This window comes from Aequorivita sp. 609, from assembly GCF_014212065.1.
Classification (GTDB): domain Bacteria; phylum Bacteroidota; class Bacteroidia; order Flavobacteriales; family Flavobacteriaceae; genus Aequorivita; species Aequorivita sinensis.
Genome location: NZ_JACJVM010000006.1, coordinates 395138 through 419352, shown reverse-complemented (window position 1 = coordinate 419352; position 24215 = coordinate 395138). Strand labels below are relative to the sequence as shown.

At 33.9% G+C, this 24215-nt stretch carries 22 protein-coding genes and 1 pseudogene; 17 read left to right on the top strand and 6 right to left on the bottom strand.

Going from position 1 to position 24215, the window contains the following annotated elements; translation table 11 throughout:
• Positions 1-3: 3 nt before the first annotated feature.
• Together prmC and H4O20_RS05355 are read right to left on the bottom strand one after the other, a co-directional pair.
• Positions 4-861, bottom strand: coding sequence for a peptide chain release factor N(5)-glutamine methyltransferase (gene prmC, locus H4O20_RS05360; RefSeq protein WP_139855119.1), 858 nt, complete (start codon positions 859-861; stop codon positions 4-6).
• 50 nt (positions 862-911) lie between these two features.
• Complete coding sequence (locus tag H4O20_RS05355; RefSeq protein WP_139855118.1) at positions 912-1397, bottom strand: GNAT family N-acetyltransferase; 486 nt, start codon at positions 1395-1397, stop codon at positions 912-914.
• Positions 1398-1425: 28 nt separating this feature from the next.
• On the opposite strand from H4O20_RS05355, the gene ribD reads away from it, so the two are divergent.
• The 7 genes and pseudogenes from ribD to H4O20_RS05320 all read left to right on the top strand — a co-directional run bounded on the left by ribD (position 1426) and on the right by H4O20_RS05320 (position 7559).
• Positions 1426-2475, top strand: a complete 1050-nt coding sequence (gene ribD, locus H4O20_RS05350) for a bifunctional diaminohydroxyphosphoribosylaminopyrimidine deaminase/5-amino-6-(5-phosphoribosylamino)uracil reductase RibD (protein WP_179951774.1) — start codon at positions 1426-1428, stop codon at positions 2473-2475.
• Complete coding sequence (locus H4O20_RS05345) at positions 2472-3344, top strand: DMT family transporter (RefSeq protein WP_139855117.1); 873 nt, start codon at positions 2472-2474, stop codon at positions 3342-3344. Before ribD ends, H4O20_RS05345 begins: the two co-directional genes overlap by 4 nt.
• A 22-nt stretch (positions 3345-3366) precedes the next feature.
• Positions 3367-3993 (top strand): YigZ family protein, encoded by a 627-nt coding sequence (locus H4O20_RS05340; protein WP_139855116.1) that lies wholly within the window; start codon positions 3367-3369, stop codon positions 3991-3993.
• A 696-nt stretch (positions 3994-4689) separates the two neighbouring features.
• Positions 4690-6117, top strand: a complete 1428-nt coding sequence (dnaA, locus tag H4O20_RS05335) for a chromosomal replication initiator protein DnaA (RefSeq protein WP_139855115.1) — start codon at positions 4690-4692, stop codon at positions 6115-6117.
• A gap of 88 nt (positions 6118-6205) precedes the next feature.
• The gene (locus tag H4O20_RS05330) at positions 6206-6640 is read left to right on the top strand and encodes a low molecular weight protein-tyrosine-phosphatase (protein ID WP_139855288.1); all 435 of its coding nucleotides are present in this window, start codon (positions 6206-6208) and stop codon (positions 6638-6640) included.
• A 95-nt stretch (positions 6641-6735) separates the two neighbouring features.
• Positions 6736-6837: pseudogene (locus H4O20_RS15310) on the top strand (hypothetical protein); the annotation flags it as partial.
• 8 nt (positions 6838-6845) lie between these two features.
• Positions 6846-7559: an SAM-dependent methyltransferase gene (locus H4O20_RS05320; RefSeq protein ID WP_139855113.1), complete on the top strand. Its 714-nt coding sequence runs from the start codon at positions 6846-6848 to the stop codon at positions 7557-7559.
• A 7-nt stretch (positions 7560-7566) separates the two neighbouring features.
• Here the strand turns inward: H4O20_RS05320 and H4O20_RS05315 are convergent, their stop codons facing one another.
• From H4O20_RS05315 to dapF, 4 genes are all read right to left on the bottom strand, one after another.
• Entirely contained in the window at positions 7567-8217 is a 651-nt protein-coding gene (locus H4O20_RS05315; protein WP_139855112.1) for a peptidoglycan-binding protein LysM, read from the bottom strand.
• A gap of 160 nt (positions 8218-8377) precedes the next feature.
• Positions 8378-9421, bottom strand: a complete 1044-nt coding sequence (gene mltG, locus H4O20_RS05310) for an endolytic transglycosylase MltG (RefSeq protein ID WP_139855111.1) — start codon at positions 9419-9421, stop codon at positions 8378-8380.
• An 86-nt stretch (positions 9422-9507) separates the two neighbouring features.
• Positions 9508-10035 carry a GNAT family N-acetyltransferase gene (locus H4O20_RS05305; RefSeq protein ID WP_185098509.1) on the bottom strand — a complete coding sequence of 176 codons (528 nt, stop codon included), beginning with the start codon at positions 10033-10035 and terminating at the stop codon, positions 9508-9510.
• Complete coding sequence (gene dapF / locus H4O20_RS05300) at positions 10032-10805, bottom strand: diaminopimelate epimerase (RefSeq protein WP_185098508.1); 774 nt, start codon at positions 10803-10805, stop codon at positions 10032-10034. Before dapF ends, H4O20_RS05305 begins: the two co-directional genes overlap by 4 nt.
• Before the next feature lie 258 nt (positions 10806-11063).
• Between dapF and H4O20_RS05295 the strand changes: the two genes are divergently transcribed.
• From H4O20_RS05295 to H4O20_RS05250, 10 genes are all read left to right on the top strand, one after another.
• On the top strand, positions 11064-12452 hold the full coding sequence (locus H4O20_RS05295; protein ID WP_185098507.1) for a trypsin-like peptidase domain-containing protein: 1389 nt from the start codon (positions 11064-11066) through the stop codon (positions 12450-12452).
• 226 nt (positions 12453-12678) lie between these two features.
• The gene (locus H4O20_RS05290) at positions 12679-14127 is read left to right on the top strand and encodes a glyceraldehyde-3-phosphate dehydrogenase (protein WP_185098506.1); all 1449 of its coding nucleotides are present in this window, start codon (positions 12679-12681) and stop codon (positions 14125-14127) included.
• Between the two features lie 175 nt (positions 14128-14302).
• Positions 14303-15457: a DUF748 domain-containing protein gene (locus H4O20_RS05285; RefSeq protein ID WP_185098505.1), complete on the top strand. Its 1155-nt coding sequence runs from the start codon at positions 14303-14305 to the stop codon at positions 15455-15457.
• A 63-nt stretch (positions 15458-15520) separates the two neighbouring features.
• Positions 15521-16195, top strand: coding sequence for a tRNA (guanosine(37)-N1)-methyltransferase TrmD (gene trmD, locus H4O20_RS05280; protein ID WP_165147329.1), 675 nt, complete (start codon positions 15521-15523; stop codon positions 16193-16195).
• A 103-nt stretch (positions 16196-16298) separates the two neighbouring features.
• Complete coding sequence (locus H4O20_RS05275; RefSeq protein ID WP_139855104.1) at positions 16299-16871, top strand: cob(I)yrinic acid a,c-diamide adenosyltransferase; 573 nt, start codon at positions 16299-16301, stop codon at positions 16869-16871.
• A 195-nt stretch (positions 16872-17066) separates the two neighbouring features.
• Positions 17067-17288 carry a DUF2795 domain-containing protein gene (locus H4O20_RS05270; RefSeq protein ID WP_014782927.1) on the top strand — a complete coding sequence of 74 codons (222 nt, stop codon included), beginning with the start codon at positions 17067-17069 and terminating at the stop codon, positions 17286-17288.
• Between the two features lie 237 nt (positions 17289-17525).
• Positions 17526-20885, top strand: coding sequence for a preprotein translocase subunit SecA (secA, locus tag H4O20_RS05265; protein WP_185098504.1), 3360 nt, complete (start codon positions 17526-17528; stop codon positions 20883-20885).
• Positions 20886-20990: 105 nt separating this feature from the next.
• Complete coding sequence (locus tag H4O20_RS05260) at positions 20991-21467, top strand: DUF4199 domain-containing protein (RefSeq protein ID WP_185098503.1); 477 nt, start codon at positions 20991-20993, stop codon at positions 21465-21467.
• Between the two features lie 89 nt (positions 21468-21556).
• Positions 21557-23059 carry an AraC family transcriptional regulator gene (locus H4O20_RS05255; RefSeq protein ID WP_221442720.1) on the top strand — a complete coding sequence of 501 codons (1503 nt, stop codon included), beginning with the start codon at positions 21557-21559 and terminating at the stop codon, positions 23057-23059.
• Positions 23056-24186 (top strand): lipopolysaccharide assembly protein LapB, encoded by a 1131-nt coding sequence (locus tag H4O20_RS05250; protein ID WP_139855100.1) that lies wholly within the window; start codon positions 23056-23058, stop codon positions 24184-24186. Before H4O20_RS05255 ends, H4O20_RS05250 begins: the two co-directional genes overlap by 4 nt.
• The last annotated feature ends 29 nt before the right edge of the window (positions 24187-24215 follow it).

Here is a 24215-nt window from a genome sequence, read left to right as displayed (position 1 = left end):
AGACTACTTAAAACACTTCATCATGCGATCTTTCCCAAAAATGTCCTTTTTCACCTCTATTTTTTTAAATCCTTCATCCTTTAAAAGCTGTATCATTTCATCAGCAAGGTACTCATTAATCTCGAAAAATAGTTTTCCGCCAGGCTTTAAATGTATTTTTGCTAAGCGTGAAATTGATCTATAAAACAGCAATGGATCACTGTTAGTCACATATAACGCAGAATCCGGCTCATGCCTTAAAACATTTTCCTGCATCATTTCTTTTTCCAATTCCCGCACATAAGGTGGATTGGAAACTATAATATCGTAATGTTCTGGAAGTGCTGTTACTTTTATAATATCGGTTTGAAAAAAATCAACCTTTACATTATTAATTTCTGCATTCTCAGTTGCGACCTGTATTGCCTTTTCTGAAATATCCAAAGCAGACACTTTAGCATTTGAAAGGTTTTTAGCCAAAGAAACAGCAATACAACCACTCCCTGTGCCTATGTCAAGTATAGAAGTGGGTTCAGAATGCTGAGTGGTGGTTTTATGATTAGAAATTATATAATCTATTAACTCCTCTGTTTCTGGACGGGGAATTAATGTATATTTATTCACTTTAAATGGAAGTCCATAAAATTCTGTTTCTCCTATTATATATTGAATAGGCTCGTGATTATTAAGTTTAAAAAGCGCAATTTGAAACTTATCATAATCGTTTGCTGAGACTTCTGTTTCGGGATTTAAAGCAATATTAACCCGAGAAAGATTAAGGTATTCTTCAGAAAGTATATAAAAAAAAGATTGAATTTCTTCCGAAGGATAAAGTCCTGAAAGTTGTTCGTGAAAGTAATTTTTTAATTCTGAAATTTTCAAAAGCTGTCTTAATTTTTACTTGAAATTGAATTTTGATAATTATATGGAATTTACAACGATTTCAACATATGTACTTGACAAGAATAATGTCCCGTATCCCCCATTCTAGCCTCAATATATTCAAATCCCGATTGTTTGTAAAGTTTCTGAGCTTGGGTCATATATTCCATAGTTTCGAGATATATTTCCTCATAACCAAAATCCCGCGCTTTTGACAAACATACTTCCATCATTTGCTTCCCAATACCTCTTCCTCTTGCTTCGGGTAAAAAATACATTTTTTGAAGTTCACAAACGTTTCCGTCAAAATTATCCAATTTAGCAATTCCCGCGCCTCCAATTACTTTATTATTTACTTCAACTACAAAATATGCAGTTTTGGGTTTGTTATAGGTTTCATACATACAATCTAAAGCAGTATCAGCATAGGCGGTACCAACTTTTGGCACGTTGAAATCCTCCAAAATAGCACGTATTACTTTGGCAATTTGAAGATTATCACTCTTTTTAATAAGTCGGATAATTGGTGTGTTCATTCTAATTAAAACCTTGTATTTTTACGCTGTGAAGATACACGAAAAATATATGTTGCGATGTATACAACTCGCTAAAAACGGACTAGGAACCACCTATCCAAATCCGTTAGTGGGAAGCGTTGTTGTACACAATAATAAGATTATTGGCGAAGGCTGGCATTATCAAGCAGGACAACCACACGCTGAAGTTAACGCCTTAAAAAGCATAGAAAATCGAGAATTCTTAAAAGATGCTACAATATATGTAAGTCTAGAGCCTTGCAGTCATTTTGGAAAAACTCCACCCTGCGCCAATCTAATAATTGAATCTGGGATTAAAAAAGTTGTAATTGGGAGCTTAGACCCTAACCCTCAAGTTGCCGGCCGTGGAATTAAAAGACTTATAGAAGCTGGATGCGAAGTGATTGTTGGAATTTTAGACAAGGAATGTAACGAACTTAACAAGCGGTTTTTTACGTTTCACACCAAAAAAAGACCTTATATTTTCTTGAAGTGGGCGCAAACAACGGATGGCTTTATCGCCCCAAAGAGCGAAACACGAAATGAAAAAAAACCAGTCTGGATTACAAATAAATTTTCACGACAAATTGTGCATAAAATGCGAGCTGAAGAACAGGCAATTTTAGTCGGCACTAATACTGTTTTAGAAGACAATCCAACACTCACAGTAAGAGATTGGCATGGCAAAAATCCAGTGCGAGTTATTATCGATAGAACCTTAAAAATTTCGCCAGATGTTTCAGTTTTTGATGCGAATGTAAAAACTATTGTTTTTAACAATAAAGAGAGCAAAATTTCAGATAATATTGAATTTGAGAAATTAGATTTCAAAAAGAATATCCCACAACAAATCTGTAATGTTCTTTTCAGAAACAATATTCAATCTGTAATCATTGAAGGAGGTTCAAATACCTTACAAGCATTCATCGACGCGTCACTTTGGGATGAAGCGTATGTTTTTACAGGAAACAACACTTTTAGCGAAGGAATAAAGGCCCCTCTTTTTAAAGGTGATATTTCTTCGGAAAAAATGATAAAGGAAGATACATTAAGAATATTTAAAAACCCTAGCATTTGATAGCGCTTCTCTTTAGCATACTTTCTTCCACAATGATTTTTGTGGTTTTTAAGCTTTTTTCACGTTTTAAAATCAATACTTTTCAAGCCCTTACGTTTAATTATGTTACTGCTTGTATCTGCGGAATTATCCTTCAAAAAAATTCAATAAAATTTTCTGAAGTACCACAATTTGAATGGTTTCCATTTGCCCTTGGTTTAGGTGGATTATTTATTTTGGTTTTCAACCTAATGGCGATAACAACACAACGCAGTGGACTTTCGGTGGTTTCAGTAGCTACAAAAATGAGTGTAGTTATCCCAATTCTATTCGGGTTATTATATTATAAAGAAAGTCTTGGGTTTTTTAAAATTATTGGAATTATCCTCGCTTTAGTTGCTGTGTACCTAGCTTCTATTAAAACTAAAGATGGAATTAAAATAAAATTATCAAATTTTATTTTTCCTGTTCTGGTATTTTTAGGGAGTGGCACCATAGACACAACTATCAAATATTTAGAAGGCGAGTTTATTGCTAAAAACGATATCCCAATATTTTCAGCAACAATTTATGCCATGGCAGGCCTTATTGGATTTGCAATACTAATATTTCAATTAGTTAAAGGAAGTTTTAAGTTTGAATTTAAAAACCTATTTGGTGGAATTGCTTTAGGTATTCCAAACTACTTTTCCGTTTACTTTCTAGTTGAAGCACTACGCAGCAATATACTTGAAAGCTCTGGAGTTTTTACTGTAAATAACGTTGCGATTGTAATGACTTCAACAATGTTAGGTATTTTACTTTTTAAGGAAAAGTTATTGAGAAAAAACTGGATTGGAATTGGGTTGGCTGTGCTAAGTATATTATTTATAGCTTTGGAAAAATGGTAGTTTAAAAATTAAAAACACACTTTTGGAAACGGAAAAAGACACATATAAAACCATTTTAAAACCATCGGAAGAAGTTCTTTACAAAGAGAAAGGAAGTAAGTTTTTTGGCTATGCTTTTCCTGTTACTTCAGAAGAAATAATTAAAGAGCATTTAGAAGATCTTAAAAAGCAACACTACAGTGCACGACATTGGTGTTATGCTTGGCAGTTAGGCAAAAGCTACGAACATTATCGCGCAAATGATGATGGGGAACCTTCAAATAGCGCTGGAATGCCAATATACGGTCAATTGCAATCTTTTGATGTTACTAATATATTGGTGGTAGTTGTGCGCTATTTTGGCGGAACAAAGCTTGGGGTGGGCGGATTAATACAAGCGTATAAAACTACTGCGCAAATGGCATTAGAAACTTGCCGAATTCACACTAAAACTATAGACGAAATCTTTTTTGTACAATGTGAATATCCTGAAATGAATACTGTAATGCGAATTTTAAAAGACGAAAACATCAAAATCGTAAATCAGAAACTTGAACTGAATTGTGAGTTCGAAATTTCTGTTAGAAAAAAAGATGCAGATAGAATTTTTGAACTTTTTGAAAATACATACAAAGTAAAAATCATCAAGGAAGAAGATAAACAAGAATAGTATCAGAAAAACTAATATCTGATATTACATTTGATGATTTTTAAATTAAGGCGTCTTAAAATAACCGATAAAATTATTGCACTTTTCAACAACCTTTATCAACAATTTAAAGTTTAAACATCCAATTGTAGATTTCAAAAACCTGCTTAAATTTTAATGCTTCTTTTTTTAAAATCACGAATTAAATTTATCAATTTTAAAACAGTTTAGATTGATTATAAATTTCAAAAATTAATTGAAAACAGAAACTTTATTTTTTCAGGAAAAAGAAATTAATTTCGAATAATTTTTCCGCAAAATATGTTTAACAATTGCCTGAAAAACATAAACAGTTATCGCGCTTATAACCAGCAATTTAAAACAAATCCCACTGCTTATAAGTCTTTCCGTTTAGTTCTATTAAAACCTAAAACTTATCTAAGTAAAATAAAACAAGCAACTAATTAATTTTTTAATAGCGCTTTCTTATTTTTACAACTGCCTTCTTGCAAATATGTGAGTGTTTGATAAAAGTTTTTTGTAGCTTTATCGAAAGTGGAGTATGACGAAAAAAATTGAATATTTCAACCCCAAAGTGGTTTTTTTTATAACTATTTTGTTCACATATTTGCACTGTTAGGAAATAGGTCGGAAACTCTCCATCCGTTATTTTTTAGCCACATCTAAAATTAAAAATAAATTATTCAAGATTAAATTATGAGCAAGACTGCGGAATCGGTTTGGAATAACTGCTTGGCTTTTATAGAAGACAACATTTCTTCTCAAGCATATAAAACATGGTTCGAACCAATTAAAGCCGTTAAATTAGCTGACTGCTCTCTCAGCATACAAGTGCCAAGTAAGTTTTTTTACGAATGGCTAGAAGAGCACTATGTGAAAATTTTAAAAGTTGCTCTTACCAAAGAATTAGGTAAGAACGCCAAGTTGGTTTATATAATCCGTATGGAAAATACATATGGCAATAAGCAACCCTTTACTGAAAAAATTCCTAGTGCCAACCGCAGCAATTTACGATCACAAGAAATTGATGTACCATTAAAAAATAAAAGTCCTGAATTAAAAAATCCATTTGTAATTCCTGGAATTAGAAATGTTAAGATTGAATCTCAATTAAATCCTAATTACAACTTTGAAAACTTCCTAGAAGGAGAGTCTAATCGTTTGGCACGCTCTGCAGGTTTAGCAGTAGCAAACAAACCAGGAGGAACATCGTTTAACCCACTGTTGATATTTGGAGGGGTAGGTTTAGGAAAAACTCACTTAGCACACGCTATTGGTGTTGACATAAAAGATAAATATCCAGAAAAAACTGTTCTGTATATATCTGCTGAAAAATTCACACAACAATATATAGAATCTGTTACTAAAAATAATAGAAACGACTTTATTCACTTCTATCAAATAATAGATGTATTAATAGTTGACGACATTCAACTGCTTTCGGGTAAAGCTGGAACTCAAGATGTTTTCTTCCATATTTTCAATCATTTACACCAAAATGGAAAGCAGGTTATTTTAACAAGTGATAAGGCACCTGTAGATATGATTGATATCGAACAGCGATTACTATCACGCTTTAAGTGGGGATTATCTGCAGAATTAAATCACCCAGATTACGCCACAAGAATTGCAATTATAAAGAGTAAATTATACCGTGATGGTGTTGATATGCCTGAAGACATTATAGAGTTTTTGGCAAACAACATTAAAACCAACATACGTGAACTTGAAGGGGCTATTATTTCTTTAATTGCTCATTCATCATTCAACAAAAAAGAAATTACAATTGATCTTGCTCGTAAGATTGTTGACAACTATGTGAAACACACCAAGCGTGAAGTTTCTATAGAGTACATTCAAAAAGTAGTTAGTGATTATTTCCAAATGGATGTAAGCACGCTTCAGTCTAAAACACGAAAAAGACATATTGTACAAGCTAGACAATTAGCGATGTTCTTTGCTAAAAAACTAACCAAAGCATCACTAGCTTCTATCGGCTCACAAATAGGTCAGCGAGATCACGCAACTGTATTACACGCATGTAAAACTGTTGATAATCTTTCTAGCACCGATAAGCAGTTCCGTAAGTATGTTGAAGATCTAAACAAAAAGTTGACTTTATAATTTAGTTCTCATTTAGAATTAAGCAAATAATCGTTTACTTTATTTTACAAATCTTTAAATTTTCATTTTGGCAAAAACAAAAGTTTTAATGGTATGTCTAGGCAATATTTGCCGGTCTCCTTTAGCCGAAGGCATTTTAAAATCTAAAGTTGATTCGTCAAAGGTAATTGTAGACTCAGCAGGTACTGGTAGCTGGCATGTAGGTAGTAAACCAGACAGCAGAAGTATTGCAGTTGCTAAAAAAAATAATTTAGACATAACCGATCAACGCGGAAGACAATTCAGCCTTAATGATTTTGATGAGTTTGACCACATATACGTTATGGATAATTCCAACAAAGAAAACGTGTTGGATCTTGCGAAAAATGTCGAGCATAGAAGTAAGGTAAAACTTATTTTAAACGAAATATTCCCTGGAGAAAATGTAGATGTTCCAGATCCCTATTACGGAGGAGATTCAGGCTTTGATAATGTTTACAAAATGCTAGATGAAGCTTGCGAAGTAATTGCTAATAAACTTTAATAGACGCTTCAAGCCTCTTAGTAGTTATTAATATTTAACGATAATAATTAATAACACTCAATCTTACCTAATTTGAAGAAAACGTACTTTCTGACAATAAGAAAATGAACATATCAAGTTTGAATTCTGGCATATACCTCAGGAAAATAACTTCTGAAAAAGAACAAGCTGTTGTCATAAAATTAATAACTCAATAATAACAATAATGAGGCCCGAAAAAGGAAAACTTTACCTTATACCCTGCCCTTTAGGCGACGTACCACCTTTAGCTGTGCTTCCAGCATCAGTACAAACTACTATTGAAAAAATAGACCATTATATTGTAGAGCATCAAAAAAATGCTAGGAGGTTTATAAAAAGTATTTCCCCAGAGAAAGAACAATCTTCTTTAAAGCTTCAAGAAATAAACAAATTCACTCAGCCTGAAGAAATTCCCGCTATGCTGAATCCCTGTTTAGAAGGATTTGATGTGGGAGTTATAAGCGATGCTGGTTGTCCTGGTATTGCCGATCCTGGTGCAAGAGCGGTTCATTACGCTCACGAGAATGGTATAAAAGTAGTGCCTCTTGTAGGACCATCTTCCATTTTACTTGCAATGATGGCAAGTGGTTTTAACGGACAAAACTTCACCTTCAATGGATATTTGCCTATCGAAAAAAGTGAAAGAAAATCTGAATTAAAACGTCTAGAAAAGCTATCTAAAGACTTCGATCAATCACAGCTTTTTATTGAAACGCCATATCGTAACAACCAGATGCTTCAAAGCTTGATAGACATCTTAAATCCACAAACTAGAATATGTGTTGCTTGTGACATTACTTTGCCTTCGGAGTACATTAAAACAGCTCCAGCGAGTGTTTGGAAAAAAATAAAGGTGGACCTTCATAAAAGACCCACCCTATTTATCATTCACGGATAGTGTTTAATTACATTATCCTTGGTTTTCTATTAGGCACAATATGTGAAGTATCATAGCCTGAAAACTTTCGCAAGTAGTAACGGATGGAAGTGCCATTAGCATCTTCAAAACCATCTGCACCGCCACTTCTAAGGAACTTCTTTACATTTCCAGCACCTGCTAAATGCGCTGCCGCTAAGATACCAGATTCTGTAACTTTAACCCCTCCTACTACTTTGCCAACAGTTCGTTTAATATCTTTACGTAAAATCCACTTGTTTAAAGAAGTGTAAGCCATAAAAGCTGCTTCTTGTTGACGAGTGTTATAAAGAAAGTTATCAGCATCTCTAAGTCCCATCATTTTCAGGGTGTTTTTTGAAAACTGATACTTTCCCATATACCCATAAGGGTTAACTACATGATAATCTCCTCTTGATTCTTTAAAACCAAGAGCTTCTTTAAATCCTAAATAAGATTTTCCTAAGAATAAATAATACTTAGGTTTCAGAGGAGCGTCTAACGGAATTAGCTCGTCTTCTGTGGGCACATTGTAGTTCAACTCCATACCTTCAGTACTAAAAACTGAAAAATCGTAGTTGCTTTCATTTGCATTAAAACCTGTCCCTACTATTACGGTAACAACAAGTAAAGTGATAATAAAATAATATCTTTTTTTCATTCATTCTAAAATTCGGGTGTATTGCTACACCTTCTTTTGAGGGCGCAAAGATAAGACTTTTTTTAAAAACCTGATTTACAAGATGTTAATTAATTGTGAAAGAAAGATAAACCTCTATTTCTAGAGGGTTAAGAAGGCAAATAAATTTAAACGTGAATAATTAACGATTTAGACCTTGACTATTTACCCAACGAACATATTGTGCTTTATTCGCATTGTGTTGGGCTAGATTTTTTGCAAACTTATGATAGCCAAAATTAGTAACATCGGCCACAAAGTAATAATAATCGTGTTGCTCCGGATTTAAAACAGCATCAATCGAAGAAATATCAGGCATTGCAATAGGACCTGGCGGAACTCCTGCATATTTATAGGTGTTATATGGCGAATCAAGTTCTAAATCTTTATACAGCACACGTTTAATCACTTGATCATAATCATTTGTCTCCCGTTTTAAAGCATATATAACCGTAGGATCCGCTTGAAGTAACATCCCCACTTTTAATCGATTAAGATAAACCCCTGCCACTCTAGGGCGTTCATCTACTTTTGCAGTTTCTTTTTGAACAATTGCTGCCAAAGACATTACCTGCTCCTTTGTGAGGTTTTGTTTTTTAGCCTTTTCAATTCGTGAATCACTCCAAAAACGTTCGTATTCTTTTTTCATTCGTTCGCGAAAAGTCTCTGCTGAAGTGTTCCAGTAAAATTCATAGGTATTAGGAATATAAAGCGAAAGCGCTGTATCATCATTTAATCCAACTTCTTTTAAAAATTCAGGATCACGCATAGCCGTAATAAGTGAAGTGCTATCCGCTTCAATTTGTCTAGAAATGTGTCCTGCCAAATTTTCCAATCGTTCCTGGTTATTGAATTTTATATTTATAGGAATATTTTTACTTCTAAGAGTATTTACAATATCGTTATTGCTCATTCCTTTTCTAATAATAAAATGACCAGCTTTAATACTAGAAGAATATTGTTTTCTATCTGCTATAGCTAAAAACGAATCTGGATTATCTATTAGCGGTTCTAATTCATCAATTACATCATGAATAGTAGCATTGGTTGGAATATATACGTGAGCTTCATTATTGTTGAATGCTGTATTTGGAGTAAAAGCTGTATTGTAAACATACCAAGCAAATCCGCCCATGGCAACGGCACCTAATAATACTATAGCTATTAATATTTTTTTAATGTACATTTTATTTGATTATGGATTGACTAGTTATAATTGTTTAATTGGGCAAGTAGGTTTAGTAAACTTCAATTGGCAGTGCCTAACGAAAGTTAATCTTGAATGCGTTGATAAATATATTCACTTTTGAATTTCCTGTCGGAATAAATCCAATCTTTTTTAATTCCGTTTTGTAAGAAACCTGCTTTTTCAAAAAGTTTCATACTCCCTATATTATCTTCAGTAATTCCTGCGTGAATTTGATGAAGATTTAAATGCTTAAAAGCATAATTACAGGTTAGCTCTAACGCTTCATAAGCAAAACCTTTTCGCTTATTTTCATCTGAAAATATAACAATTCCCACTCCTGCTCTTTGATGTTTGGGATCAAAATCGAAAAGATCTATAAAGCCGACAATGGATTCATCATCAGTTTTACAAATTGTTAAACGCAATTGCTTTACATCGTAAATGTCGCGATGACTGTTTTGTAAATATTGTTGTAGAATAAATCTAGAAAAAGGTGTAGTAGTATTACTAACCTCCCAAAGCGACTCAGTGTTTTCTAAAATATAGAGAAAATCTATATCGGAAGGTTCTAAAGCACGTAAATATAAATTCTCTCCTATTAGTGTCTTCATTTCCAAATTCCTTTAAAAACTTGAGTTGCTGGCCCTTCTAAATATACATTCTCATAACCCTTAGCAGTTTTTTCAAAACTAACTTGAAGGTTTCCTCCTGGGGTGATTAATGAAATATTGTTATTGGATGTCTTTCCAGTTTCAAACATTGCAATTGCTACAGCTGTAACTCCTGTTCCACAAGATAGTGTTTCATTTTCTACGCCGCGCTCAAAAGTTCTAACTGAAAAAGTGTCAGGATTTTCTTGTTCAACAAAATTTATGTTTGAACCTTCTTTACCATAAATATTATTGCGGATTTCTTTCCCTTGTGCAAAAACATTGAATGCCTTAAGGTTGGAAACCAATTGAACGTGATGTGGCGAACCCGTATTTAAGAAGGTATAATTTTCTGAAGTATTTATTGATTCAATATCATTCATCTTCAAAGAAACCCAATCATCTTCAACTGTTGCTTCATGCAAACCATCTACAGCTTCAAAAGTTGTGTTTTTTGAAATAATTCCTAAAAACTTTGCAAAGTGCACTATGCATCTTCCTCCGTTACCACACATTGTACTTAAGTTTCCATCGCTATTATAGTACACCATTGTAAAATCTGCCGATGGATTGTTTTCTAAAAGTAATAAGCCGTCTGCACCAACGCCGAAACGACGGTCACAAATTTTTGCTACAAGAGCTGTATCTTCTTTCGGGAAAAACAAATCGCGATTATCTATAATCACAAAATCATTTCCTGTTCCTTGGTATTTATAAAAGGTGAATTCCATATCCGCGCAAAGATATAAAAAGCCACTACGAGTTGGAGGATAGTAATTGAGTTAAATACAAGTTAAAACAGGTTTTATGGCACACTATTTTCAGGCTATGCTTGTTAAATTTGTTAAGCTGTGATAAATTCGTTAGCAAAATGATTTTTCAATATATCTTACTCTTAGACAAGAAACATCTGAATTGCCGAATGATACAGCGAAAATCAAAATCTCATTTGATTTAAAAAAATAGTATTAATTAAAAAATGTTATACAATGAAACAAACATTCCGTTTATTTCTAGTAGCGCTATTTGCGGGCGCCATTACACTAGGAGGCTATAAGTATCTAGAAGACGAAGAGCGTATTTCATTTGCTCCGCAAGAAACATCAAAATTTATCCCTACTACCTATTTAGGAACTGCAGCTGAAATGAGTACCGATTTTACCGAAGCTGCCGAAAAAACAGTTCACGCAGTAGTTCACGTAAAAAACATAACAGTAAGTAGACAACCTACCAATATATTCGAGTTTTTTCAAGGTGGTGGTCAGCCACGAGCTATGGTAGGTAGTGGTAGTGGAGTAATTATTTCGCCTGATGGATATATTATTACCAACAACCACGTAATTGCCAATGCTTCAAATCTAGAGGTTACTTTAAATAACAATAAGGTGTATAAAGCAAAACTAATAGGTACAGACCCTTCAACAGATATTGCGCTTTTAAAAATTGATGATGATGAAGAACTTCCTTTTATCCCCTTTGGAGATTCAAACAATATAAAGATTGGCGAATGGGTTCTTGCAGTAGGAAATCCATTTAATCTTACTTCAACAGTAACAGCTGGAATTATTAGTGCTAAAGCACGTGATTTAAATCAATTTGACGGGAATCCACAATCGTTCATTCAAACTGATGCTGCTGTAAATCGCGGAAATAGTGGTGGTGCTTTGGTGAATACAAGAGGTGAATTAATTGGAATAAACACCGCAATAACTTCAGAAACTGGAAGTTTTGTTGGATACTCCTTTGCTGTACCTTCAAACAATGCACGAAAAGTAATTGAAGATATTCTTGAATATGGAAATGTACAACGCGGAATTTTGGGAATCCAAGTTGGCAACATAAATCCTCAAATCGCAGAAGAATATGGAATAAACGATACAGAAGGAGTATTTGTTGGAGGCATAGAAAAAGGAAGCGGTGCAGACAAAGCTGGAATAAAAGAAGGTGATGTTATTAAGCGATTAGATGGTTTTAAAGTTTCAAAATTTGCTGATCTTTCAGGGTATTTAGGTTCTAAAAGACCTAACGATGTGGTTGAAGTTACTGTACTTCGCAACGGAAATGAAAAAACTCTAGCAGTTAAACTAATAAAGCTAGAAACATTTTCAATGGATGATTTAGGATTAGAAGTAAAGAATATTACTGCTGAAGAACTAAAAGAACGCGGACTTAAAAACGGAGTAATTGTAACTCGTGCACTTACCCCTGAAATCGCTCAATACAAGCTTGAAGGCATAATAATTACAAAAATCAACGACGAAACCGTAAAAGACATTGATGATGTAAAGCGAATTATGATGAATCGCAACACCCGTACCCCTATAAAAATGACTTTCATGGATACAGCGGGAAGTATTAACACCTTTATATTTAGGTAGATTATTTTATTTTCTAAGAAAAATTAAATCAACTAAATGAAAAGGATTCTAGTTAGTTGAACGCAGTCGAGAACATATAAGTTGTATTTAACTTTTAGTTCTCGACTGTTCTTTTATAGTCTTTTAAATACTTTTCAGATATTGGTTTTAATTTACTGTATATATTTCTTCAAAATGATGAAAAAGAGTACTTTTGCAACAAATTTAAACCCTTAAATCCTTCCTTATGAGTTTTGATGACGTTTATGAAAAAGAACTGTCTTTTCAAACTGATCGCCGAAAAGCTTCAGTAGAATTTATTAAAATCATTAGCGACCTTTGGTACGATAAATCCATTGAATTGGTGCTTTTCCGTAACCAACTTATAGACCGCAATGTGAGCGAAATATTAAACCTTCACGAATATGCGGGTGAATTTGTACAAAAGCCAATTTCAATTTTTGACTCTGTTGAAATTGCTCAAGCAATAAAAACGTTAGACCTTCCACCAGCTAAATTAGATATTGGAAAACTTACTTACGAATTCCACTTGGAAGACGACAAGTATTCAAACGCTCTTGCGTTTGTATCAGCAAAACTAAAAGATGCAAAAGAAGCTAAAACTGTTGTTCCTAAAGACGTAGTGCTTTATGGATTTGGTCGTATTGGTCGTTTATTAGCTCGTGAGCTTATGGGTCGTACTGGTCAAGGTAACCAACTTCGCCTTCGTGCAATTGTAGTTCGCGGAAACGTAGATCAAACTGTATTAGACAAGAGAGCTTCATTACTTCAAAACGACTCTGTTCACGGTGAATTCCCAGGAACTGTTCGTACAGATCTTGAAAACAGCGCGTTAATCATTAACGGTACTACAGTTCATATTATTTCAGCAAATAACCCTGAAGATATCGACTACACTAAATACGGTATTGAAGACGCCTTAATTATTGATAACACAGGAGCTTTCCGTGATAAAGAAGCTTTAAGCCGTCACTTAAAAGCTAAAGGTGCTTCAAAAGTATTGTTAACTGCTCCAGGGAAAGGAGTTCCAAATATCGTTCACGGTGTAAACCAAAACGAACACGATCCTAATACAACTGATATATTCTCAGCTGCTTCTTGTACTACAAACGCTATTACGCCAATTCTAAAAGCGGTAGAAGATTCTTTCGGTGTAGTTCGTGGTCACTTAGAAACTATTCACGCATACACAAACGACCAGAATCTTGTAGATAATATGCACAAAAAATACCGTCGTGGTCGTGCTGCTGCATTAAACATGGTTATTACTGAAACTGGTGCTGGAAGTGCTGTTGCTAAGGCATTACCAGAATTAGCTGGTAAACTTACAAGTAACGCTATTCGTGTTCCTGTTCCAAATGGTTCACTTGTAGTATTAAACCTTGAGCTTGCTAAGCCAACTTCAGTTGAAGATATTAATTCTGTAATGAAGAAATACGCTTTAGAAGGTGATTTAGTTGAGCAAATTAAATACTCATTAAACAATGAGTTAGTGTCTAGCGACATTGTTGGCTCTTCTGCCCCTGCTATTTACGATAGCAATGCAACTATCGCTACTGAAGATGGTAAAAACGTTGTACTATACATTTGGTATGACAACGAATACGGTTATAGCCACCAAGTAATTCGCCTAGCGAAATACATCGCTCAAGTAAGAAGATTTACTTATTACTAGTAGCTAAATACAAGGGTAAATTTTAAATTCCCTTAGTTTATATCTTTGCGTCCTCACTGATTCTGTGATAAATCATTATCTCGAAAATCATTAGGACGCAAAGTTTTTTATGAGTTCATTAACTGAGAATTATTAGGCTTTCTCTCAAATTTGTTTGATTTATATTTAGACTTTCATGTCACTAGAGAAAAAGCGATCTTACTTCAAAAAAAAGCGATTCATAATTCCATTAGCATTTTTAATTCTAATTTTCGCTTTTCGCTTATACCTTCCTTTTTTCTTAAAAAATCATTTAAATAAAACTCTCAATAATATTTCAGGGTATTACGGTGAAGTGGTGGATGTTGATGTTTTTATATTTCGCGGGGCTTACACTATAAAAGGACTACACTTAAATAAAAACACTACAAAATCTCAAAAGCCCCTTCTTAGCATACCTAAAACTGATATTTCTATTGAATGGAAGACGCTGTTTAAAACCAAGTTAGTAAGTGATGTTGTTCTGACTAATCCAGAAGTCGCTTTTTCTTTAAAAGAAAATGAAACAAATGGAATAAACGTAAATGATTGGCCAAAAATCTTTAAAGAGCTCATAATGATAGACATTAACCGTCTTGAAGTTAAACAGGGAAAATTGACTTTCTTGGAAGATTACGAGCAACCCAACATATTTTTTGAAATTAACGATATAGCTCTTTACACCGACAATTTGAGTAATGTTGTTGAAAAGAAAAGACTACTAAACTCCCCTATCCGAGCATCAGGTTTCACCCCTAGCAATACAAAGGTATTTTTGGAAGGTTATATGAATTTTTCAAAAAAAATCCCTGACATGAATTTGTTTTTCACAGTAGGCAACACAGAAACAAGCAATTTAAATAACTTCACAAATCACTACACAGGTTTAGAATTTAAGCAAGGTAATTTCAGTGTAAAAAGTGAGATAACTGTTATAAACGAAAACATAAAAGGTTATGTTAAGCCAATATTTTCAAATACGCAATTAACGGGAAACGCAGAAAACTTTACAGTTGAAATCTGGGATGGATATTCTGAGTTTTTTAATTTTATTTTAAAGAATCAGAACCTTGAAACATTCGAACTAAAAGTGTTTTTTGAAGGAAGTTTAAAAAATGAAAATTCTGATGCTTGGTCAAGTTTTGAAGACATTTTTAAAAATGCGTGGTTAAAAACTTTTTCTAAAACCAACCATGAAATTAAAGATAAACCTATGAAACTCACGCCACAACAAAAACGTGAGTTACGTAAAAAAGCGCGAGATGAAGAACGCGCTAGACGTAAGAAGGAACGAGAAATCAAGAATGGTTGATTTTAAGAGCCAATTCCTTACTTTTACCCTAATTAAAATCACATATCATTTAAGATCATCCCAATGCGAATCGATATAATTACCGTCCTACCTGAATTACTTCAAAGTCCGTTTGAGGCATCTATTTTAAAACGTGCTATAGAAAAAGGATTAGTGGAAGTTCACACCCACAATCTACGCGATTGGTCTACTAATGCCTATAAACAAATAGACGATTATCAATTTGGTGGTGGTGCAGGAATGGTAATGATGATTGAACCCATCGATAAATGTATATCCGAATTAAAAGCAGAAAGAGATTACGACGAAATAATCTATATGACGCCAGATGGGAAAACTTTTAACCAACAAGTTGCCAATGAGCTTTCGCTAAAAGGAAACATTATTATCCTTTGCGGTCACTACAAAGGTGTAGATCAACGTGTTCGCGATCATTTTATCACTAGAGAAATCTCTGTGGGCGATTTTGTGTTAAGCGGTGGCGAACTTGCAGCAGCCTTAGTTTGTGATGCAGTTATCCGATTGCTTCCTGGGGTATTAGGTGATGAAACTAGTGCATTGACAGATTCTTTTCAAGATAATTTATTAGCACCGCCCATCTATACCCGTCCAGCAGAATACAAAGGCTGGACTGTGCCAGAAGTTCTTACTAGTGGTCATGCTGCAAAAATTGAAGAATGGCGTGAAGAACAAGCTTATAAACGCACAAAAGAACGCAGGCCAGATTTATTAGATTAACCTTTTATACAATTACACACTAATTTGTTTCTTACACCAAAGCACTTACTATTTAGTATAGTATTTTGTAAATTTGGTAATCACAAACAAGATTATAATTAAAATGAAAATATATACAAAAACTGGTGATGCAGGTACTACCGCTCTTTTTGGTGGCACACGCGTTCCCAAGCACAATATTAGAATTGAAAGCTACGGAACTGTAGATGAACTAAATTCGTATTTAGGGTTAATTCGCACACAAGATATCGATTCTCGTAGTAAAGAAATTCTCACATTTATTCAAGATAGATTATTTACACTTGGAGCAATTTTAGCTACTGATCCTGCAAAAGCTACTTTAAAAAGTGGAAAAGAGCGTTTAAACATCCCTAAAATTGAAGAAGAAGACATAGTGCTATTGGAAACAGAAATGGACAAAATGAATGATGTACTACCCCCTATGACGCATTTCATCTTGCCAGGTGGCAACACTACAGTGTCATATTGTCACATTGCCCGTACGGTATGCCGTCGAGCTGAACGTCGAGCAACGCTTTTAAATGAAAATGAACCTGTTGACGACCGTGTGCTTATGTATTTAAACCGACTATCTGACTACCTATTTGTACTGGCACGAAAGTTGTCTAAGGATAGCAACGCGGAAGAAACTAAGTGGATTCCGGAAAAATTATAATAGAATTAATTAAAAACTAGAAAAAGCAGAACAACAGCATTTTAGCAAAAATAACTTATTAACAATGCTATATGCAACTGCCTGATAATCAAAGTTTAAAAAACGTTCTTTAAAATATTGTAGAAATAATTTAGTTTTTACTTGACTTTCTAAACTAAAAAATTATTTTTGCAGAAAACTAAAACCTAAAGTGCTATGTACTGGACATTAGAATTAGCATCATATTTAAGCGATGCACCCTGGCCCGCAACCAAAGATGAATTGATTGATTACGCGATCAGGACTGGTGCTCCACTAGAAGTAGTGGAAAACCTTCAGGCAATTGAAGACGAAGGCGACTCTTACGACTCTATTGAAGAGATTTGGGCGGATTATCCAACCGACGACGATTACCTTTGGAACGAGGATGAGTATTAATACCCAAAACATTTTGGGAAACATTAAAAAATAATATAAAAAGTCTCTTCAAAGGGGCTTTTTTTTTATTCAAAATTTATTGAAAATAAACCACTATTTACGAATTCAAAATATAGTATTCGTGTATTTTTGGTGAAAAATTAATTATTGCAGATTCACAAATGTAGGATTCTGAAATAATTCAACATTGACGAAATAGTGCTCTGCATCTGCATCACTTCAAAATAAATTAATATCATGGGAATATTAGATAATGTATTAAAAATATTTGTTGGCGATAAGTCTAAAAAAGACATTGGCCAAATACAACCGTTGGTGAACGAAGTAAAAAAACACGAAGCAGCCCTTGAAAAATTATCCCACGATGAGCTACGCGCAAAATCAGAGTTCTTCAAAAAAGAAATAAAAGACGCTCAAGCCGATATTCAAAAGCAAATTGATGATCTTGAAAAAGAGTCTGAAAACGAAGAAGACATCAATAAAAAAGAAGAAATCTATAATCAAATTGATAAACTTAAAGACGATCGCTACGAGGTAGAAAAAGCGACTCTTACCAAAATTCTTCCTGAAGCTTTTGCTGTTATGAAAGAAACCGCAAAACGCTTTAAAAACAACGAAACAATTACAGTTACCGCTTCACCTTTCGACCGCGAGCTTTCAGCAAGTAAAGACTATGTAACACTTGATGGCGATAAGGCTATTTGGAAAAACTCTTGGGATGCTGCCGGAAAACCTATTACCTGGGATATGGTGCATTACGATGTTCAGCTAATTGGTGGTATTGCACTTCACGAAGGAAAAGTTGCAGAAATGCAAACTGGGGAAGGTAAAACATTAGTTGCTACCCTACCTATGTACCTAAATGCACTTGCCGGAAATGGAGTTCACCTTGTAACCGTAAACGATTATCTTGCAAAACGTGATAGCGCGTGGATGGCACCTTTATTTAATTTCCACGGAATGACAGTGGATTGTATTGACTATCACCGCCCAAACTCTGAAGAAAGAAGAAAAGCATATTTAGCCGATATTACGTACGGAACAAACAACGAGTTTGGTTTCGATTATCTACGTGATAACATGGCTCACTCACCAAACGATCTTGTTCAACGCCCACATCACTACGCAATTGTCGATGAGGTGGATTCTGTATTAATTGACGATGCTCGTACACCACTTATTATTTCAGGACCAGTTCCAGAAGGTGATCGTCACGAATTCAACGAACTTAAACCACAGATTAATAATATCGTTGAGGTTCAGAAAAAATACTTAACAGGTGTTTTAGCCGAAGCGAAAAAACTTATTAAAGAAGGAAACGAAAAAGAAGGTGGTTTCCAATTACTACGTGTTTATCGTGGTTTACCAAAAAACAAGGCACTTATTAAATACCTTTCAGAAGAAGGTGTTAAGCAAATTCTTCAGAAAACGGAGAATCATTATATGAGTGACAACAATCGCGAAATGCCGAAGGTAGATGCCGAGCTTTATTTCGTAATTGATGAGAAAAACAATCAGATAGAACTTACCGACAAAGGTGTAGACTACCTATCAGGCGAAGGAGATTCTAATTTCTTCGTAATGCCAGAAATAGGATTAGAGATAGCTCAAATTGAAGCTAAAGGTCTTTCAAAAGAAGAAGAAGTAGCAGCAAAAGAAGAGCTTTTCCGCGAATTTTCTGTTAAGAGTGAGCGTATCCATACTATGAATCAGCTTTTAAAAGCTTATACGCTTTTTGAAAAAGACGATCAATATGTTGTGATGGATAATAAAGTTATGATTGTAGACGAACAGACCGGTCGTATAATGGATGGTCGTCGTTACAGTGATGGACTTCACCAAGCAATTGAAGCGAAAGAAGATGTGAAAATTGAAGCAATGACTCAAACATTTGCGACAGTTACACTTCAGAATTATTTCCGTATGTATCGCAAACTGTCAGGAATGACGGGTACAGCTGTTACAGAAGCAGGAGAACTTTGGGAAATCTACAAACTTGATGTGGTAGAAATTCCAACCAACCGCCCAATTGCACGTTTTGACCGCGAGGATAAAATTTATAAAACTAAACGTGAAAAATACAACGCTGTTGCCGAAGAGGTTACTGCACTTTCACAAGCAGGACGTCCTGTACTAATTGGTACTACTTCAGTAGAAATTTCAGAATTATTAAGTAGAATGTTGAGTATTCGTAATATTCCTCATAACGTACTTAACGCGAAACTTCACAAACGTGAAGCAGATATCGTTGCTGAAGCTGGTAAAGCTGGTATTGTAACTATTGCTACAAACATGGCAGGTCGTGGTACCGATATTAAGTTAAGCAAAGAAGTAAAAGATGCCGGTGGACTAGCAATTATAGGTACCGAGCGTCACGATTCACGTCGAGTTGATAGACAGCTACGTGGTCGTAGTGGTCGTCAGGGAGACCCAGGAAGTTCACAATTCTACGTTTCGTTGGAAGACAACCTAATGCGATTATTCGGAAGCGAGCGTATTGCGAAGATGATGGATAGAATGGGCCTGAAAGAAGGCGAAGTTATTCAGCATAAAATGATTTCAAAATCTATTGAACGTGCTCAGAAAAAAGTAGAAGAAAACAACTTTGGTGTTCGTAAAAGACTACTTGAATATGATGATGTAATGAATGCTCAACGTGAAGTTGTTTACAAACGTCGTTACAACGCATTATTCGGAAACAGACTTCGAGTAGATATCGCAAATATGATTTTCGATACTTCTGAAGTGATTACTGAGTCTAACAAACTGGCTCAAGATTTCAAGAATTTTGAGTTCGAACTTATTCGCTACTTCTCAATGAGTTCTCCAATTACTGAAAAGGAATTTGAGAAAATGGATAGTAAGACAATTGCAGGTAAAGTTTACAAAGCTGCTTATGTTCACTATCAAGATAAAATGGCTCGTAACGCTGAAATGGCTTACCCAGTAATTAAGAATGTTTACGAAACTCAAAAAGATATATACAAGCGAATTTTAGTGCCATTTACAGATGGCGTAAAAACACTAAATGTTGCTACAGATCTTGAGAAAGCATATGAAACTGAAGGAAAGCAATTAGTTCACGATTTTGAGAAAAACATCACCCTTGCTATTATAGACGATGCTTGGAAAACACATCTACGTAAAATGGATGAACTTAAGCAATCGGTACAACTTGCGGTTCACGAGCAAAAAGATCCTTTATTAATTTATAAGTTTGAAGCTTTTGAATTGTTTAAGGAGATGATTGAGAAAGTAAATAAAGATGTTATTTCTTTCTTATTCAAAGGTGAGCTACCACAAGAAAACCAACAGCAAATTCAAGAGGCACGTGAAGTTAGACGTAAAGAAAAACTAAGCGAACAGAAAGACGAAATCCCAAATATGGACGAGCGTGCTGCTCAATCTCGTGCGGCCGGAAATACGCAATCACAACAGCAGCAGGTAACTGAAACTATTGTACGCGAACATCCAAAAATCAATCGTAACGACAAAGTAACTATCAAACACGTTATGAGCGGCGAAAATAAAACCCTGAAATACAAACAAGCCATACCAATGCTTGATAAGGGTGATTGGGTATTGGTAAATGAATAATCGATATTAATTTCTTATAAAATATTAAATCCCGAAACTATTCTTTTCGGGATTTTTTATGTTTAAAAAAGCTATCTTTAGTTGAATTTTCTCAAAATAAGAGCGATGAAAAAAATTTATATAGAAATAAAATGGGCTTTTATTTATAGCATTACACTTTTAGCTTGGATGCTTTTAGAAAATACACTTGGATGGCATCAAGAAAGAATTGCAGATCAGTGGTGGTTGACATTATTATTTAGTCCTTTCGCAGTTTTTATTTATTTACTAGCAATAAGAGAAAAACGAAGAAGAGTTTACGACAGAAAAATGACTTGGCCTCAAGCATTTCTTTCAGGAGCAATTTTGAGTGTTTTTATAGCACTCCTCACTCCTATTAGCAGTTATATTATAAATAATTATATTACTCCTGAGTTATTTTTTAATGCTATGGATTACTCCACAAAAAATGCAGGTATGACGCGATCGGATGCAAATGAGTACGTTTTGCTTACTACTTATCTATGGCAGTCTCCCATTGGAGCTCTAATTTTTGGGTTAGTAACTGCAGCAATTGTAGCGTTTTTTGTTAGAAAGAAGTAAAAGCCATTGTTTTTGAAAATGGTAACTTTGAGGTAAACTAGTACTAATAGGCTATTTTCTATTTTATGCGATTTTTATTGACTCTTATAATGGCTTATTTTATTTCTGCTGCGACCCATGCTCAGGAAAATATTGCCATTAATGATTTGCTTAATGAAGCAAATGCTTCTACGTATTCTCATCCTGAACAGGCAGGAAAAATTGCTTCGTATATAGTTTCCCAAAATGAAAGCGATAAAATTCACGCACAAGCTAAATTAATACTTGCTAAGAGCTATTACGTTCGTGGAATCTACAACACAGCAATAAAAAATGCTTTGGAAGCTAAAGTTCTTGCTCAAAAGACTAACGATGAGGCTATAAAGTTTGAAACCCTAGTTTTCGCCATAAAATTGCTGCGAATCCTAGATTTAGAAACTGTAGCTAAAAAATATGCAAACGAACTAATTTCCTTAAAAAAGCAAACAAAAGATAATGAGCTTATCTTAAAAATTGATGGAAAGTTAAAACAAGACGATGCTCTTGTACTTCTAAAAAGTGGCAAGTATTTGGAAGCTGATAAAAGCTTAAAAAACGCAGCATCATTGATTTCTAAAACTAAAGATAGTATTTCAACAAATGAAATTAAAATTGCAAAGTTTGATTTGCTGCTAAAAAGTGAAAAACTACAGCCAAATGATATAGCTCTAAAAGATTTTGAATCAATAAGCACTTCCGATTTTGAAAAGATACAAGTATTAGATATTATTGGAAGACAATATTTTCACGACAAGGAATACCAAAAAGCTATTTCAAGTTTTGAAGATGTTTTAGCGCTTTCTATTAACCTCCCTAATATTCAATTCAAAAATAAAAGCTTAGAGGGCTTATCTCTAAGCTATTTAGCTCTGGAAGACACTGATAGCTTCTTTAAATACAAACAGCAATCAAATTTGGTTTCAACACAAATTGTAACCGATAAAAATCTAGCTACAAATACAGTCTTTAATTTCATTAATTCATATTTAAATGAAATTTCAGAAAGTAAAGTTCATCAATCTTATACTTCAATTTACGTTTTAGCTGGTTTATTAACTCTACTGATTTTAATCGGTGTTAGTATAAATTATATGTACACCTCAAAAGCGAAAGAATATTTAATGATTTATAAATATATTTCTCCTAAACAAACTGATGAAAAACATCAACCTAAAGTTGAGAACATTGATAAAAGTTCTATTATCCCAGTAGAAACAGAGCAAATGCTTCTTCAAAAGCTCTCTAAGTTTGAAATGGGGAAAAAGTTTACTAAACAAGACATGAGTATTGCATTATTAGCTTCTCAATTTGATACAAATACTAAATATCTCTCAGAAGTAATTAATAGGCATAAAGGAAAAAACTTTAATGGATACATCAACGAACTGCGCATCAACTACATCATAGAAAAGCTTAAAACAGATCCCATTTATTTCAACTATAAAATAAGCTATCTAGCCGAAGAATGTGGCTTTTCATCACACAGCAGTTTTACTACGGTTTTTAAATCGGTTACCGGTATTTCTCCTACCAAGTTTATGAATTACCTACAACATCAAAAAGAATCGGCATGAGAATAGAAGGTTTTTTAAAAGTCGTTTTGTATTTTCTTCTGTTGTTATCAGGAATGAATTCTGTTGCTCAAAAAGAGTTAGATAGTAGTATAACTGCCTCAAAGAATAAAATATTTGAAGATCCAAATAAGGCTATTTCAATTGGGAATGAAATATATCTAAAAGCAACACAGCCAGAAACTAAGGTTAACGCTTTAATGCTTATAAGCAACGCTTACCTTTCTAAAAGAGATAATTTAAAATCGCTTGAATACGCTTTAAAATCCCGTGAATTTTTAAATGAAATAAGCAGTATAAGAACTCGTATAAACGTGTTGAATACAATAGGGATGCAACATCAGCAACTTCGAATATACGACAAGTCTATTGAGTATCTAGATGAGGCACTACAATTGTCTAAACAAATTACTAATCCAGATAGCCTTGCTTCTTTATTGGGATACAACTACACTATTCGCGGCTTTATTTATCGTGAGCAGATGAGTTGCGAAATTGCTTTAAACTATTTTGAAAAAGCTTTTAATGAGTTCGAAAAAAAATCTGAAGACAAAACAATGATTGCTAACTTGAGTACAATCACTTACAACAAAGGCAATTGTTTTCTTCAGCTTTCACAAGTTGATTCGGCTCGAGTTAATTTCAATAAATCAATAATCTACGCAGAAGAGGTTGGCGCAAAAAGTTTATATGCTTTTGCTAAAAAAGGTTTAAGTGAAGTTTATACAATTGAGGGAAAATATACCAAAGCCATAAAAGAATTAAAGGAAGCTGAGGAAGCTTCAAGTAATGTTGGCGATTTAATTTTAAATCAAGGTATCTATAAAAACTTATCCGATAATTATCTCGCAATAAACGATCATAAATTTTACAATTTATATTTCAAAAAATATTCAGAAGTCCAAAAGCGAATTAGTGAAAAAGAGCAAACAACTATTAACTCTTCAATAAATAATCTAATTGAAGAAAGTTACTCATCCACTGAAAAAACACTATCAAATTTAAATATTGTTTGGTGGGTACTAATAGTATTAATATTAACTTCAATTATAATTTTTGGAAGTCTCAGTATTAAAAATCATAAAAAATACAAAGAAGCCAAGGAAAAATTAGAAACTTTGAAGGCATAGTCTATCAAATCCTCTTTTGACGTTTAACA

Excerpts from the sequence above, each read along its gene's own strand:
- H4O20_RS05355 (WP_139855118.1), bottom strand. The coding sequence starts at position 1,397 with ATGAACACACCAATTATCCGACTTATTAAAAAGAGTGATAATCTTCAA.
- dnaA (WP_139855115.1), top strand. The coding sequence starts at position 4,690 with ATGAGCAAGACTGCGGAATCGGTTTGGAATAACTGCTTGGCTTTTATA.
- H4O20_RS05330 (WP_139855288.1), top strand. The coding sequence starts at position 6,206 with ATGGTATGTCTAGGCAATATTTGCCGGTCTCCTTTAGCCGAAGGCATT.
- H4O20_RS05320 (WP_139855113.1), top strand. The coding sequence starts at position 6,846 with ATGAGGCCCGAAAAAGGAAAACTTTACCTTATACCCTGCCCTTTAGGC.
- H4O20_RS05315 (WP_139855112.1), bottom strand. The coding sequence starts at position 8,217 with ATGAAAAAAAGATATTATTTTATTATCACTTTACTTGTTGTTACCGTA.
- mltG (WP_139855111.1), bottom strand. The coding sequence starts at position 9,421 with ATGTACATTAAAAAAATATTAATAGCTATAGTATTATTAGGTGCCGTT.
- H4O20_RS05305 (WP_185098509.1), bottom strand. The coding sequence starts at position 10,035 with ATGAAGACACTAATAGGAGAGAATTTATATTTACGTGCTTTAGAACCT.
- dapF (WP_185098508.1), bottom strand. The coding sequence starts at position 10,805 with ATGGAATTCACCTTTTATAAATACCAAGGAACAGGAAATGATTTTGTG.
- H4O20_RS05295 (WP_185098507.1), top strand. The coding sequence starts at position 11,064 with ATGAAACAAACATTCCGTTTATTTCTAGTAGCGCTATTTGCGGGCGCC.
- H4O20_RS05290 (WP_185098506.1), top strand. The coding sequence starts at position 12,679 with ATGAGTTTTGATGACGTTTATGAAAAAGAACTGTCTTTTCAAACTGAT.
- H4O20_RS05285 (WP_185098505.1), top strand. The coding sequence starts at position 14,303 with ATGTCACTAGAGAAAAAGCGATCTTACTTCAAAAAAAAGCGATTCATA.
- trmD (WP_165147329.1), top strand. The coding sequence starts at position 15,521 with ATGCGAATCGATATAATTACCGTCCTACCTGAATTACTTCAAAGTCCG.
- H4O20_RS05275 (WP_139855104.1), top strand. The coding sequence starts at position 16,299 with ATGAAAATATATACAAAAACTGGTGATGCAGGTACTACCGCTCTTTTT.
- H4O20_RS05270 (WP_014782927.1), top strand. The coding sequence starts at position 17,067 with ATGTACTGGACATTAGAATTAGCATCATATTTAAGCGATGCACCCTGG.
- secA (WP_185098504.1), top strand. The coding sequence starts at position 17,526 with ATGGGAATATTAGATAATGTATTAAAAATATTTGTTGGCGATAAGTCT.
- H4O20_RS05260 (WP_185098503.1), top strand. The coding sequence starts at position 20,991 with ATGAAAAAAATTTATATAGAAATAAAATGGGCTTTTATTTATAGCATT.
- H4O20_RS05255 (WP_221442720.1), top strand. The coding sequence starts at position 21,557 with ATGGCTTATTTTATTTCTGCTGCGACCCATGCTCAGGAAAATATTGCC.
- H4O20_RS05250 (WP_139855100.1), top strand. The coding sequence starts at position 23,056 with ATGAGAATAGAAGGTTTTTTAAAAGTCGTTTTGTATTTTCTTCTGTTG.